The following is a 15451-nucleotide window of genomic DNA, read 5'->3' as shown; positions in this document are numbered from 1 at the left end:
TTTATGAAAAAATTACTTTTAATTCTTTTTCTTTCTTTGAGCTTTTTATCTTGTAAAGCTCAAGGTTTAATGACCGAAAAAAACAATTTTACAAGGCAAGATACTTTAAGAGGAAGTATTACACCAGAGAGAATTTGGTGGGATTTAACGTATTACCATTTAGATGTAAAAGTAAATCCAGACAAAAAATTTATTTCTGGTAAAAACACCATAAAATATAAAGTTTTAAGTGTTCATAATACAATGCAAATAGATTTACAGGCTCCTTTAAAGATTACAAAGGTTACCCAAGATGAAAAAGAATTAGAAGTTATACATGATGGAAATGCCCACTTTGTAAAGCTTTTAAAAAAGCAAATTATTGGCAAAACGGATAGTATTATTGTACATTATACAGGAAATCCTAAAGAAGCAATTAGAGCACCTTGGGATGGTGGATTTTCGTGGAGAAAAGATAAAAATGGAAATCATTTTGTAGCAACTTCTTGCCAAGGTTTAGGCGCAAGTGTATGGTGGCCTTGTAAAGACCATATGTATGATGAAGTAGAAAACATGCGAATTAGCGTTACAGTACCAAGTAATTTAATGGATGTTTCTAACGGAAGGTTAGAGAGCGTAAAAAAACATGGCGAATACACTACTTATAATTGGTACGTAGACAATCCTATAAATAATTATGGTGTTAATGTAAATATTGGAGATTACACACATTTTTCTGAAGTCTTTGATGGTGAAAAAGGAGATCTTGACATGGACTATTATGTTTTAAAATACAATTTAGAAAAAGCTAAAAAGCATTTTAAAGATGCCCCAAAAATGATGAAAGCCTTTGAACATTGGTTTGGTCCGTATCCTTTTTACGAAGATGGTTTTAAATTGGTAGAAGTACCCTATTTGGGTATGGAACATCAAAGTTCTGTTACATATGGCAATCAATACAAACAAGGTTACCTTGGTAGAGATTTATCTGGTACAGGTTGGGGTTTAAAGTTTGATTTTATTATAATTCATGAAGCTGGTCACGAATGGTTTGCAAACAACATTACCAATAAAGACATTGCAGATATGTGGATACACGAAAGCTTTACAAATTACTCTGAAAGTTTATTTATAGATTATTATTACGGTAAAAAAGCAGCATCAGAATATGTAATTGGTTTAAGAAATTCTATCAGTAATAAAGCACCAATAATTGGTAAATACAATGTTAATAAAGAAGGTTCTGGAGACATGTATAATAAAGGTGGCAATATGTTACATACTTTAAGGCAATTAGTTAATAATGATGAAAAATGGCGCAGTATTTTACGAAAAATGAATAAAGTATTTTATCATCAAACTGTAACTACAAAGCAGATTGAAAATTTTTTAAGTAAAGAAGTAGGAATCAATTTAGAAGCTTTTTTTGATCAATATTTAAGAAATAAAAAAATACCGACGCTGACTTATAAAATTAAAAATAACACCCTAACTTATAGTTGGATTAATGTTGTAGATAATTTTAATATGCCCTTAAAAATTTATTTAAATGATAAAGAAAAGTGGATTTATCCTTCTACAGAAAAACAAGAAATCATTTTAAAAGATAAAGAAACTGATTTTAAAATTGATTCAAATTTTTATATTTCTGTTAAAAATTAAGATTGAGAAAAAGCCGCAATATGCGGCTTTTTTTATTTTATAAAATAGGCTTTTAAAATATAATCTACCTTCGGATATTTCTCCTTTAGAAAGGCATTACCAAGTTTATTTATCTTTCCTTGTTGTCTTCCTAATTTATCACCGTAACCATCATAAAACTTTAAAACGTTTTCTTTACCCGCTATTACTTTAGCAATTACCGGAAAACCTTTAACGCCAGAATATTCTATTGTATCCAATCTAGCATTCTTCTTTAAATTAATAAAAATTTGATTCGTTCTTGTTTCAACTCCGCTTCTTGCAAAAGCAATTGTCATAGAATCATTTTTCATAATCACAGGTTCATCAACAAAACCTTTATTTGACCAACTTTTATTGATTATAGAATCGTTGTGAATACCAAACTGAGCAACAAAATTTGGTACAACTCTAAAAATAGCAACATCTTTATAATATTCGTATTTAATTAGTTGATATAACCTGTCTACACCTGCCGGAGACCAAGCTCTTTTTGCCTCTATATCAAAATTACCTTGGGTTGTTTCAAACCTTGCTTTAAACATTTCTGGAGCTTCTTTTTTTAACCATCTTTCTTTAAACTTTTTTGTAGCACAAGATGTAAAAAGCACAATACCAAGTAATACTATAATTTTATTTTTCATTTATTTTTCTTTGAATATCTCTAAGTAATTCAACAAATATAACAAAAAGCACCACTCCATTTTAACTCTACATTTGTAGAATTCATTTTTTTATTCTATGTTTGTAGAGTAAAAAATAATAAGAGTATGCAGTTATCTAAAACCGAAGAACAATTAATGCAATATTTATGGAAACGTAAAAAGGCATTTTTAAAAGATTTATTAGAAGATTTCCCTGATCCAAAACCAGCTACTACAACCGTTGCTACTTTATTAAAAAGAATATCAGATAAGGGTTTTATAGATTATAAACTGTTTGGTAAATCAAGAGAATATTACCCGATAATTAAAAAAACAGATTATTTTTCTAACCATGTAAACGGCTTGATAAAAAATTTCTTTAACGATTCTGCGAGCCAATTTGCTTCCTTTTTTACCAAAGAAACCAATTTATCTACAGAAGAATTAGAAGATTTGAAAAAAGTAATTGATAGTCAAATTAAAAAACAACAAAAATGATAAGCTATCTTATAAAGTCTGCAAGTTGTTTAGCATTACTGCTATGTTTCTATCATTTTATTTTAGAAAAAGAAAAAATGCACAATTTTAATAGGTACTATTTATTAATTGGCGTTATAATTTCTTTAGTAATTCCGTTTGCAACAATTACCACTTATGTACCTACAGATGCCATAGCAAATACACTAATAAAAATAAAACAACCAGAATTTAGTGCTGATACTTTAGAAACAAAAGAGGTTGAAGAAGTAATAGATTATACCAAATACTTTGTTAGCTTTTACTTATTAATATCCTCTTTATTATTAATTCGTTTTGGAAGAAATTTATTCAAAATAATTCAGAAAATTAGACTAAATGAACAAATAAAGTATAAAAAAGCAACCTTAGTTTTGGTTGATGATCAAATTTTACCACACACTTTCTGGAAAGCCATCTTTATCAATAAAAAAGAATATGAAAATGGCAATATCGAAGAAGAACTTTTTACACACGAATTAACACACGTTACACAAAAACATACCATTGATGTACTTTTAATTGAGTTTTTACAAATTCTATTTTGGATAAATCCGCTATTTATATTTCTTAAAAAAGCGGTACAATTAAATCATGAATTTTTAGCAGACGAAAAAGTTATACATCAACATAAAAATACATTTCAATATCAGCATTTATTATTGAATAAAGCTGCTTGGAACAACGAATATTACTTGGCCAGTAATTTGAATTATTCACTTACTAAAAAAAGATTAAAAATGATGACAACACAAAGTTCACAATCCAAAATATGGATTAAAAAGCTGGTGGTAATTCCGCTAGTAGCAGGTTTTGTTTTTCTATTTGCAGAAAGAGTTGAAGCACAAGAAAAACAAGAAATTATCGAGGTTATTGAAGTATTTGAAGAACAACCTAAAAAAAGTATTATAACAGAAAATGAAGTCTATAAAAACTTTATAAACAAAAATGTATATATAACTTATACAAATAAGGAAGGAAAAAAAGTTTCTAAGTTATATACTGAATTGACAAATGAAGAAAAGAAAAGGTTTGTACTTCCACCACCTCCACCATTAAAATTAGAAAAAGTTACACCTACTAAAGCACAATTTGAAGCTTTAAAAGACAATAGCAAATTTGCTGTTTGGCTAGATGGAAAAGTGGTTAAAAATGAAACACTTAATAATTATAAGCACACAGACTTTGCTAGATACTCAAACAGTTTTGTATATAAAAATGCTCGTAGCAAACGTTTTCCTCAAGAAAATCAAGCGCATTTAGAAACTACGAAATATTTTGAAGCTAAAAATGCAAAAAGAGTTAAAGAATTTGAGGGTTATAAAAAAAATTACAAAAAAGAAATTATTGAAATAGTAGAGGATAAAAAAAATAAAAACGTTTTTATAGATTCTCCGATTATTAAAAACAATCCTAATTCTAAACAAAGTATTTCAAAAGAAATACCTTTTTTAACCACAACTATTAAAGCAGAAAAAGAAACTAATATTGGCACAATTAAAGATATCCATCTAAAATTAAAAGATGTAAATACTTTAAAAATCACTTATAACAAAGAAGAAAATGTTCCTTCATTAATTAAAAAAGCTACAGATCCAAAATTCAATAAAAATTGGTTTATAACTATCGATGGACAAAAATACTATTACACTTTTGATAAAAAAGAAAGAGTAGCTAGATATTATAAAGACGGAAAATTAGTGAATTTAGATATTGTAAAAGAATATAATAAAAAACATAAAATATTTGAAAAGCTTAAAAAAGAGGGAAAACATTATGTTTTTAAAACTGAAACTGAGCAGAAAGTAATTAAAAGAGAATGGTCTGATTTAGGTGGAATGTATTTTAGAATGTCTAGAGCTGATAAAAATAAGGTTCCATATCCAGAAAACCCTATTAAACCTTATGTAAGATTAAGAAAAGGAAATAAAGTTTGGTATAAGAAAAAAAGCGAATTAACTGAAGAAGATAAATTATTACTTCCACCTGCGCCACCAAAACCTAATGCAAGTAAAGAAGAAATCTTAAAAGCTAAAAAAGCATATCAAGATTGGAAAAAGAGAACAGGAAATGACATTCCGCCACCGCCGCCTCCAAGAAAAAAAAATAATTAATCAATAAAAAAAACCGCATTTAAGATAACTTACATGCGGTTTTTAAATTCAAAAATTAAAAATCAATATTATTCAATTATAAGTTTCTTTGTCTTATAAGTTTTGTTGTTATTAGAAAGCTTAACAAAATATAAACCTGCACTTAGCTTCTCTTTTTCTAACGAGATTTTATTGTTACCAAACTTTGTATCAAAATAGGTTCTTTTTAACAAGGCACCAGTTATATTATAAACTTCTAGTTTAGATCTTGCTTCAACTTCAGAGTAAAAACTTAACTCTGTACTTAACTTCATAGGATTAGGATATAATACTGTTTCTCCTTCTTCAACTACGTTATTATCTACACTTAAAGTTTTCTGTGTAAAAACTAAATCTTTTATTGCCAATTCTTTTTCAACAGTTGTAACGCCATCAGAAGACATTGTAAATACAATAGAAACAACATCAGACAAATCGAAATTATTAACCGTTAAAGACTTAAAGTGATCTAAAGAAATTACAAAATCGTTCTTTTCTTCAGTTAATTTTACGGTTTTCTTAAACTGATTTTCCCATTGATCTATTCCTTCTTTAACGATGGTAATTTCTACATCGCTATTTCCTGTTGCAGAAAACTCTAATGCGTTATATTCTGATAAATCTACTGTTTTAAATGTTGGCGTAAAACTTCTGTACGCAGAAACATATGAATTTGTAGTCGCTTTTAAAGCAATATCTCTTTCAACTTTATAGCCAGTTCCTGCATACAAGCTTTCGTTCTGAGTAATTTCAAAATTTGTTACTGTGGTTCCTTCAGGAGAATCATCTTTACCCCAAACACCGTCTGACATGAATACATCATCTGGAGTTCTATTACTATCGTTTTCAATTCTAAAACCTATATCAAAAATATTACCCGTTTCTATTTTTAGGTTTGTTATGTAACCCGCCTCTAATTCTATAGTTTCGTTAAAATATTCTGTTTCAGAAGTTTCTGTTCTTTTAAACCCTGCATCTATTACAATCGTTTTACTTCTGCTTACATTAATTAATTCTAATTCTAAAGCTCCGTTTTTATACACACCTTTTTTCACAAAAACTGGTGGAGGTGTCGAGTTGTTGAAGTCTGATATTGGTTTCTGAATATCGAAAAGCTCTAAAGTTTCTTCACCTAAAGTAAATAAATCATCAATTGTATTAGTCCAGATTTGAAAGTTATAAAACGTTGCCCCCGCTTCATATTTATCTATATTCCAATGACTTTCTATACCAAAATTAGCATCATTGTTTTTCAATTTTCCAGAGAAACTTAAAACAAATTCTTTTGTTCCGTCTCTATTTTTAATGATAGACTTTATAAAAGGTTGCTCTTTAATTTCTATAGTTGATACAGATAAAATTTCTGCGCCTAATAATCTATCGCAAATAAATTTTGTATGCTCATAAACACCATTTTCTGTTTTTGTTGCTAAAACTACAGCTACTGTTTCATTGTTTTTAACATAGTCTACAGAGATTAATTCTGTAGCATTTGTTATGTCGATTAAGTCTGATGGTGAAGATTCAATTGCTTGTGCACCTTCAATAACATCCATTGGCACTAAATCTGACAATTGAAAAGATTCACTTTTTGAAGCTGTTTTTTTATAGTTTTTAGACTTTTGTACCTTTTTGGCTTTTAGTTTATCGAACTTATAATTGTTTTTACTTCTTAAATAATTTCTTTGATTAACTTTTTGAGAAAGACGATCGTTACTCTCTAAACCACCCTCATTACCACTTGATAATTTTGGAACTAATACAGGACAAGCTGCAACACCAGAACATGCCGGATCATCACAATCTACCAAACCATCTCCATCATCATCTAAACCATTAGAACAATCTTCTTGTGGAACTGGAGCTGTAGGACATCTTGCTCCGTCATTAGAACTACTAGAAGGTCCGTAAGCAAATAAATTAGAATCTAATACGCTTCCTATTTGTAAATCTTGCACATTTTGAATAACATAAACTGTTCCTGTTTGATTTGCTGACACATAAAAACGACCAGACAAATCAAAATAAACTGCTCCGTAAGTATATTTTAAACCCGCAAGAATTGGCACCAAACCTAAATCTGTAACAACATTAGTTTCTGGATTAATTCTATATAAATGATTCGTATTTTTTTCTACTGTATATAATTGCCCGTCAACTGCATTAAATGCCCAATCGTGCACAGATATATTCTTACTAAGTGTTCCTTTACTGATGTATTTTGTATAATTTTCAGATTCTGGGTTTAAATCTATTGTATAATATTCTGTTCCGCCTCCTTTAAGGTAATAAATTCCAGAAGCACTAACATCACCTATATATTTACCCGCTGTTGTTAATTCATCAATAGTAAAAGTTTCTACATTAAAATTTTTACCAATTTTAACAATTGATTTTGAAGGAGAACTTAAATAACCCCAAATATATCCGTCGGCAGGATTGTAACCCACAGCGTTTATATTTCCTGGAGTAACATCTTCTTTTACTAGATAAGAGCTACCAGATGCTAAATCTAAGGCGTAAATATCATTTCGCTGAAATAAGTATGCATTATAATCGCAATTAAATGGCTCATTTTGTGCCAATACCTCTTTTGGTAAAATATTGATCAATAAAAGTATTAAAATTGCGTAAGTTGGGAGTAGTTTTGTTCTCATTTTGCTATATTTTTATACAAATATCAGGTAATTAAGCACTTAAAGCAAAATTAATAGATAAAAAACAAAAATCTATAGATGAATTGTAAAAATAAAGCAGTTTAATTGTAAAATAAAAAAACCACACTTTTAAAGGTGTGGTTCTAAATATTGATAAATTAAATTGTACTAATTAATCTACATTGTCATGTAAAAATGAATTGTTAGACTTAAAATCTAGATTATTGTCGTCTTTTTTTATCGCGGTTTTAGATTGACTAATTGGTGCATTTACATTTAAATCTAAACCTTGTCTTTTGTATGCTGGCTGACGTTCTATTTCATCTATATTTTTACTTAACTGATCGTTAAATTTATAGTTGAAACCTTTCATTTTTTGACGTCTTTCTTCTGCTCTTTTTTGTAACTCTGCAATCGTTAAATCTAAAGGTGTAACTTCTTCACTCGTAGTTTCAATTGCATTAACATCTGATTGAGGCGTTGCCGTTTTTAACTCAAAATGAACCTCTTCTTCTTGAACCGATTTTTCTTTTGCTATAATATGAGAGCTTTTACCAATTGTTGGTTGCGCATCAAAATCTTCTAAAACATATCTTGTTTCTTCAACTTTCTTTTCAAAAACAATTTCTTCTGCACCGTAAACTTCAATTTCGTTTACATTTACAGATTTCTCTTCATTTAAGTTAAACTTTATTTCTTCGTCTGCTTTAACTTCTGTGTAAGAGTTTAATGGTAAATCGAATAATAAATCTGCTTGTATTTGCTCTGGCTGCTCATTTATTTCTTCTTCTACAACTGGCGTAGCATCTGTTATTATAAAATCATCTTCAGAAACCGTTTCTAAAGCAACTTCTTCATAAGAAACAGCAATATTTGCAATACTTTCTGTAGTTTGAACTAAATCCATTTTTGGTGCAACCTTAACTGGCTCTTCAACTACATCTTCCTCTAAAGTATGTACAATTTTCTGTTCTGTAACACTTGCTTTTGGCTGATTTAAAGTTGGTGTTTTAGAAATTGTATTTTCACCAAAATTATAAGTAGCTTTTTGCTCATCTTCTAGAGTATGTACAATTTTCTTAACTTCTGTATTTGTAATTGTACTTTGTTGATCTGCAGCAAAACCTGTAGCAACAATAGTTACAGCGATAGCATCACCCAATTCTTCATCTTCACCAATACCCATAATAATATTGGCATCGTAACCTGCTTCATCTTGAATATAGTCGTTTATTTCTCCTATTTCATCTAAAGTAACTTCGTTTGTACCAGAAACAATTAATAACAATACGTTTTTAGCTCCTGTAATCTTATTGTCGTTTAACAAAGGCGAATCTAAAGCTTTTACAATAGCGGTTTTAGCACGATCTTGCCCTTCTTCTTTTGCTGAACCCATAATAGCTGTACCACTGTTAGATAACACAGTTTTAGCATCATGTAAATCGATGTTTTGCTTATAGTGATGTGTAATTACTTCTGCAATACCTCTAGATGCAGTCGATAATACTTCGTCTGCCTTAGAAAAACCTGCTTTAAAACCTAAATTACCGTAAACCTCACGTAATTTATTATTATTGATAACAATTAAAGAATCTACATTTTGGCGCAACTGATCGATTCCTAATTGTGCTTGTTTTGCACGTCTTCTACCTTCAAAAGCAAATGGCATAGTCACAATACCTACAGTAAGTACATCCATATCTTTTGCAATTTTCGCAATAATAGGTGCTGCTCCTGTACCTGTACCACCACCCATACCAGCAGTAATAAATACCATTTTTGTTTGGGTATTTAACATTTGCTGTATTTCTTGCATACTTTCTTTAGCTGCTTGTGCTCCTATTTCTGGATTTGCACCGGCACCTAAACCAGATGTTAAATTAGCTCCTAATTGAATTTTATTAGGAACAGGACTGTTTTCTAATGCTTGTGCATCTGTATTACAAATTACAAAGTCTACACCTCTAATTTGCTGCGTGTACATGTGGTTTACTGCATTGCTTCCTCCACCACCAACACCAATTACTTTAATGGTGTTAGATTGTGTTTTTGGCATGTCGAATAAAATGTTATCAAATTCTGCGCTCATAATAACGTATCTATTGTTTAATTTTTCTTATTTATTTTTTATTTTCTTCTAGTTCACTTTCTTTTTAGTTCTATTCTGCATTGTCTAAAAAATCTTTTAGACTTTCTGTGAACTTTTCAAAAAATGATCTTTTCTTTTTCGGCTTTGGTTTCTCTTCTTGCACTGGCTGTGTTTCTTCAACTTTTTCTTCTACCGGATTCAGAATTTCTTCAATTGCCTCTTCTATTATTTCTTCTTCTTTAGAATCTTTATCTAATCCTTCCATTAATAAACCAACTGCTGTTGCGTAAGATGGACTTGACAAAGCATCATCTGAATCACCAGCTAAATGCTCGTTAGGAAAACCTATTCTAGCATCCATACCAGTTATATATTCTACTAACTGACGTAAATGTTTTAATTGAGCTCCTCCTCCTGTTAACACAATACCTGCAATTAATTTACCTTTAGCAGTTTCGTGACCGTAGTTTTTAATTTCTAAATACACATGCTCTATAATTTCTTGAACTCTAGCATGTATAATTTTAGATAAATTCTTTAAAGTAATTTCTTTTGGTTCTCTACCTCTTAAACCTGGTATCGAAACAATTTCTGTTTCTTTATTTTCCCCTGGCCACGCAGAACCAAACTTAATTTTAAGTAATTCTGCCTGCTTTTCGATTATAGAACAACCTTCTTTTATATCATCTGTAATTACATTTCCACCAAAAGGAATTACAGCAGTATGTCTAATAATTCCGTCTTTAAAAATGGCTAAATCAGTTGTACCACCACCTATGTCAATTAAAGCAACACCAGCTTCTTTTTCTTCTAAACTTAAAACTGCAGATGCAGAAGCTAATGGTTCTAATGTAATATCGCTTAAATCTAAACCAGAACTTTTAACACATCTACCAATATTTCTTATGGAAGAAACTTGGCCTACAACTACATGGAAATTGGCTTCTAATCGTCCGCCATACATTCCTATTGGCTCTTTTATATCTGCCTGAGAATCAACTTTAAATTCTTGTGGTAAAACATGAATTATCTCTTCTCCTGGCAACATAACCAATTTATGTACTTGGTTTACTAAATCTTCAATATCAGAATCGTCTATAACTTCATCTGAATGATTTCTTGTAATATAATCTGAATGATGTAAACTTCTAATATGTTGCCCTGCAATACCAACTACAACCTCATCTATCTTAACACCAGAAACACTTTCTGCCTCATCTACGGCTTGTTGTATAGACTGTATTGTTTGTGTAATATTACTTACAACACCACGTTTTACACCTAAACTTTTTGCTTTTCCAATACCAACAACTTCAATTTTATCGTATTCGTTTTTACGACCAATCATGGCAACAATTTTGGTGGTACCAATATCTAAACCAACAGCTATTTTATTATTTTCCATTTTGATTTATTTTGTGCACACAACTTGGTTGTGATATTTTAAAGTAATTGTTTTATATTCTTGAATCGTTTTATCTTTATATGTTGTGTTATAAAACGCTTTTAACTTGTTAAATTTTAACTTTACATCGATTAATTTGCCAAAATCAATTTTATAATTGCCGCTTCTTACGGCAAATTGATACAAACCATCGTCAGATTTCTCTATTCCTACAATTTCTTTTTGCAAAAAATTGTCTTCTAAAATATAAGATATTAATGGTAAAACCACGTTAATATCTTCTTTATTTTCTACGCCAGAAACCAACATAACTCTTGCAGAATAATTCTTAGAGAGTGGTACTTTCACCCCTTGTTTGTCAATATAATAAGAACCATTTTTAGAAACAATTCTTGCTACTGGTGTACGTTGTTTTATGGTAGATTTTAACACACCTCCTATTGTTAAAAAAACTGCTGCTTTTTCAATATATGGATTTTTAGATACGTTCTTTTCTAATCTGTATAAATCTATTACAGATTTTGCTTGGTTTTTAACTGTTGCATCATTTTGTATTAACAATTTATTAACCATCGAATGTGTTAAAAAATTATTAGTTCCTTCTTCGAATTTCACTTCAATTTTGTTAATTTTTTTATTACTATTTCTTACCGAAGTAAAACTATACAAAAAGCTTAAAAAAGCAAGTATAGTAAGAAAAAATAGATATTTTAAAACTCTTTTAAATTTCATTTTCATTCCATTTTAAAAGTTCACTTGTTACTTCTTTAATCACAATACCTATATCACCAGCACCTAACATTACTATAATTTTAGCATCAGAATTTTTAATATCTTTTACCAAATTATTTTTTTGGGTCTTTTTTTTCTGCTTATTTTCGATTTTAGACAATAACCAATCGGATGTGATGCCCGCAATAGGAGTTTCTCTTGCTGGATAAATATCTAACAATAAAATATCATCAAACTTATTTAATGCATTTGCAAAATCGTCTGCAAAATCTTTTGTTCTAGAAAATAAATGTGGTTGAAAAACAACTAGTACTTTTTCTTCTGGATACATTTCTCTAACAGAATTATGTACTGCATTAATTTCTGTTGGATGATGCGCATAATCGTCTATTAAAACTAAATTATCCGAATTAATTTTATAAGAAAATCTTCTTTGTACACCTTTAAATGTTGATAATCCTTTTTTAATTTCTTCTAAAGAAACGCCATAAACTTCTGCCATTGCCAAAGCTGCCAAAGCATTCATTACATTATGTCTTCCAGGTAAATAAAATTGAATATCTTTTATTTCTGATGACGGTGTTTGTACATCAAAAACATATTTTCCGTTATCGATTCTTAAATTGTAAGCTTTATAATCTGCTTTTTCATCAATAGCATATGTTAAACCTTTTAAAGGCAAACCTTTTGCAACAATTAAGCTATCAGAAACTTTATTAGAAAAAGCTACAAAAGATTCTGTTAATGCTTCCGGGTTTTCATAAATATCCAAATGATCTGCATCCATAGAGGTTACACATGCAATATTAGGACTCAATTTTAAAAATGATCGATCAAACTCATCTGCTTCTACAACGCTTATTGTATCACCACCTAAAATTAAATTAGAATCATAATTTTCTGCAATTCCGCCTAAAAACGAAGTTGCATTAACCGAAGTCATAATATGCCCTAAAATAGACGATGTAGTTGTTTTACCATGTGTACCAGCAACTGCCAAACAAAACGTTGCTGCTGTAATTTTACCTAAAATTTCTGCTCTCTTAAGAACTGTAAATTTATTATTAACAAAATAATTGAATTCTTTATGGTCTGCAGGAATTGCAGGTGTATAAACAACCAACGTTTTTTCTTTTTCTAAAAATGAAATAGGAATATTTTTTACAGCATCTTCAAAATGAATTGTAACACCTAATTCTTCTAAAGATTTAGTTATTAAAGATGGTGTTTTATCATAACCTGCAACTACTTTATTATTCGCCGCAAAATATCGAGCAATAGCGCTCATACCAATGCCGCCAATGCCAATAAAATAAACGTTATGTATTGTACCTAAATCCACTATCCTATTAATTTTTCTATTTCGTCAACTATATTTTTTGTTGCACTTGGCAATGCCAATCCTTTTATGTTTTTAGATAAAGTTTCCTGTTTACCAGTATCTTTCATTAAAGATTCAAAAACAACAGAAAATGTATCTAAATTACTTTCTTTTATCATTAAAGCCGCTTGTTTGTCTACAATCGACTTTGCATTTTTTGTCTGATGATCTTCTGCTACGTTTGGAGACGGAATAAATATTACCGGTTTCCCAACAATACATAATTCTGATACAGAACTTGCACCTGCTCTAGAAATAATTACATCTGCAGCAGCGTAACCAAAATCCATCTTATTTATAAATTGATGCACTTGAACATTCTCTTTAGCATTGTATTTCTTATACTCTTCAAAATATAATTTACCACATTGCCAAATCAATTGAACGTCTTGTTTTTCAAAAAAATCTAAATTACTTGCAATTAATTCGTTAATTTTTCTTGCACCTAAACTTCCGCCTAAAACAAAAACCGTTTTCTTACTTTTATCTAACTTAAAAAACGTTTGCCCTTCTTCTCTTTTTGTATGAATAGACAATAAATCTTGCCTTACAGGGTTGCCTGTTTTCACAATTTTATTCAACGGAAAAAAACGTTCTAAATTATCATAAGCAACACATATTTTTTTTGCTTTTTTACTTAATAATTTATTGGTAATTCCCGGATAAGAATTCTGTTCTTGTATCAATGTCGGAATTCCCTTTTTACCCGCCATAATTAATGTTGGTCCGCTTGCAAAACCACCAGTTCCAATAGCTACATCTGGTTTAAATTTCTTTATTATTTTAGATGCATTCCATAAACTACTCATCAACTTAAACGGAAACGACAAATTACCTGAAGTTAACTTTCTTTGTACGCCAGAAATCCACAGACCTTTAATGTCATAACCCGCTTGTGGCACTTTTTCCATTTCCATTTTATCCTTTGCACCAACAAACAAGAAATTAGCACCTGGATAACGCAATTTTAATTCGTTTGCAATAGCAATTGCCGGATAAATATGTCCGCCAGTTCCTCCGCCAGAAATAAGTATGTTAATCGATTGTTTCATGCAAAATATCTAAAGGGTTATCATCTAAAATATCTTCTTCTGTTTCTTCTTTTGAAGCACTAACACTTAAAATCATTCCGAGCGCAAAACATGTCATCCAAATAGATGTACCACCACTACTAATTAAAGGTAAAGTTTGTCCTGTAACCGGAAATAAATTGGTTGCGACCGCCATGTTTATGGTTGCCTGAAAAATAATTGGCAAACCTACTCCAATTACCAATAATGTACCAAATATTGTTGTAGTTTTTTTTAATACAACAAATACTCTAAAAAGAAGTAAAAAATATATAAAAACGATAAGAATTGCACCAATTAAACCATATTCTTCTACAATTATTGCATATATAAAATCTGATGATGATTGTGGTAAAAAGTTTTTCTGAACACTTTTACCAGGTCCAACGCCAATAGGACCACCTGTGGCTATTGCAATTTTAGCTTTTTCTACTTGATAAGCTTCTTTACCTTCTGAACTCGAAAAACTATCTATTCTACTTTGCCAAGTTTGCACTCTGTTTGGCATCGCATCTGGAAAAGCTTTTGCTATTAAAATAAAAAATGACAACGCTATAATTCCTGCACCTAAAATAAAACCGATATACTTTAAAGGATATCCGCCAACAAAAGCGATAATAAGAATCATTGTAAAAATAATTGCCGTTGTAGAAAAGTTTGCTGGTAAAATAAGCAGCAACACTAAACTTACAGGCAACCAAAGTTGTAATATACTTTCTTTAAAAACAATAGCTTTTTCTTTGTTTCTAGCTAAATATCTAGCAACGTAAACCATTAAGACCAAACCTGCTAAAGTAGAGGTTTGAAAACCAATACCTACAAATGGTATACGAATCCATCTACTAGCATTTGCACCACCAATTGTAGTACCTTGTGCTAGTGTAAAAATTAAAAGAATTATAACAATTGGCAGCATTAAAACAGATCCACCAGAAAAATATCTGTATGGTATTTTATGTACTCCGTAAATGATAGCAAATCCCATAATTAATAAAACCATGTGTTTTACTAAATACCCAAGAGTAGAACCAGAACCAACAACATAAACCAAGTTTGTACTGGCACTATAAACTGGCATAAAAGAGAATATTGCCAAAACAGCTACAATAGCCCAAATGGTTTTATCTCCTTTTATATGTTGAAAAACTGCTTTCATTTTTAATCCT

At 30.0% G+C, this 15451-nt stretch carries 11 protein-coding genes; 3 read left to right on the top strand and 8 right to left on the bottom strand.

Going from position 1 to position 15451, the window contains the following annotated elements:
• Positions 1 to 3: 3 nt before the first annotated feature.
• Positions 4 to 1641: a M1 family metallopeptidase gene (locus WG950_RS12270; RefSeq protein ID WP_340932726.1), complete on the top strand. Its 1638-nt coding sequence runs from the start codon at positions 4 to 6 to the stop codon at positions 1639 to 1641.
• Positions 1642 to 1673: 32 nt separating this feature from the next.
• Here the strand turns inward: WG950_RS12270 and WG950_RS12265 are convergent, their stop codons facing one another.
• On the bottom strand, positions 1674 to 2303 hold the full coding sequence (locus WG950_RS12265; protein WP_340932725.1) for a peptidylprolyl isomerase: 630 nt from the start codon (positions 2301 to 2303) through the stop codon (positions 1674 to 1676).
• Positions 2304 to 2429: 126 nt separating this feature from the next.
• On the opposite strand from WG950_RS12265, the gene WG950_RS12260 reads away from it, so the two are divergent.
• Both WG950_RS12260 and WG950_RS12255 read left to right on the top strand, forming a co-directional pair.
• A complete protein-coding gene (locus WG950_RS12260) occupies positions 2430 to 2801 on the top strand; it encodes a BlaI/MecI/CopY family transcriptional regulator (protein WP_340932724.1) in 372 nt (123 codons plus the stop codon).
• Positions 2798 to 4933, top strand: coding sequence for a M56 family metallopeptidase (locus tag WG950_RS12255; RefSeq protein WP_340932722.1), 2136 nt, complete (start codon positions 2798 to 2800; stop codon positions 4931 to 4933). Before WG950_RS12260 ends, WG950_RS12255 begins: the two co-directional genes overlap by 4 nt.
• A 68-nt stretch (positions 4934 to 5001) precedes the next feature.
• Here the strand turns inward: WG950_RS12255 and WG950_RS12250 are convergent, their stop codons facing one another.
• The 7 genes from WG950_RS12250 to WG950_RS12220 form a co-directional block, all read right to left on the bottom strand.
• Positions 5002 to 7608 (bottom strand): DUF6923 family protein, encoded by a 2607-nt coding sequence (locus tag WG950_RS12250; protein ID WP_340932720.1) that lies wholly within the window; start codon positions 7606 to 7608, stop codon positions 5002 to 5004.
• A gap of 172 nt (positions 7609 to 7780) precedes the next feature.
• Positions 7781 to 9697: a cell division protein FtsZ gene (gene ftsZ, locus WG950_RS12245; protein WP_340932718.1), complete on the bottom strand. Its 1917-nt coding sequence runs from the start codon at positions 9695 to 9697 to the stop codon at positions 7781 to 7783.
• A gap of 70 nt (positions 9698 to 9767) precedes the next feature.
• On the bottom strand, positions 9768 to 11102 hold the full coding sequence (gene ftsA / locus WG950_RS12240; RefSeq protein WP_340932717.1) for a cell division protein FtsA: 1335 nt from the start codon (positions 11100 to 11102) through the stop codon (positions 9768 to 9770).
• Positions 11103 to 11108: 6 nt separating this feature from the next.
• Positions 11109 to 11834, bottom strand: a complete 726-nt coding sequence (locus WG950_RS12235) for a cell division protein FtsQ (protein WP_340932715.1) — start codon at positions 11832 to 11834, stop codon at positions 11109 to 11111.
• Entirely contained in the window at positions 11824 to 13176 is a 1353-nt protein-coding gene (gene murC / locus WG950_RS12230) for a UDP-N-acetylmuramate--L-alanine ligase (RefSeq protein ID WP_340932714.1), read from the bottom strand. The genes WG950_RS12235 and murC overlap by 11 nt, the downstream gene beginning before the upstream one ends.
• Positions 13176 to 14267 carry an undecaprenyldiphospho-muramoylpentapeptide beta-N-acetylglucosaminyltransferase gene (murG, locus tag WG950_RS12225; RefSeq protein WP_340932713.1) on the bottom strand — a complete coding sequence of 364 codons (1092 nt, stop codon included), beginning with the start codon at positions 14265 to 14267 and terminating at the stop codon, positions 13176 to 13178. Before murG ends, murC begins: the two co-directional genes overlap by 1 nt.
• Positions 14251 to 15441 (bottom strand): FtsW/RodA/SpoVE family cell cycle protein, encoded by a 1191-nt coding sequence (locus tag WG950_RS12220; RefSeq protein ID WP_077810006.1) that lies wholly within the window; start codon positions 15439 to 15441, stop codon positions 14251 to 14253. Before WG950_RS12220 ends, murG begins: the two co-directional genes overlap by 17 nt.
• Positions 15442 to 15451 lie beyond the last annotated feature (10 nt).

The sequence above is a fragment of the Polaribacter marinaquae genome (assembly GCF_038019025.1).
GTDB lineage: Bacteria > Bacteroidota > Bacteroidia > Flavobacteriales > Flavobacteriaceae > Polaribacter > Polaribacter marinaquae.
The sequence above is the reverse complement of the archived record's forward strand: the minus strand, read 5'-3'. Positions and strand labels throughout refer to the sequence as shown.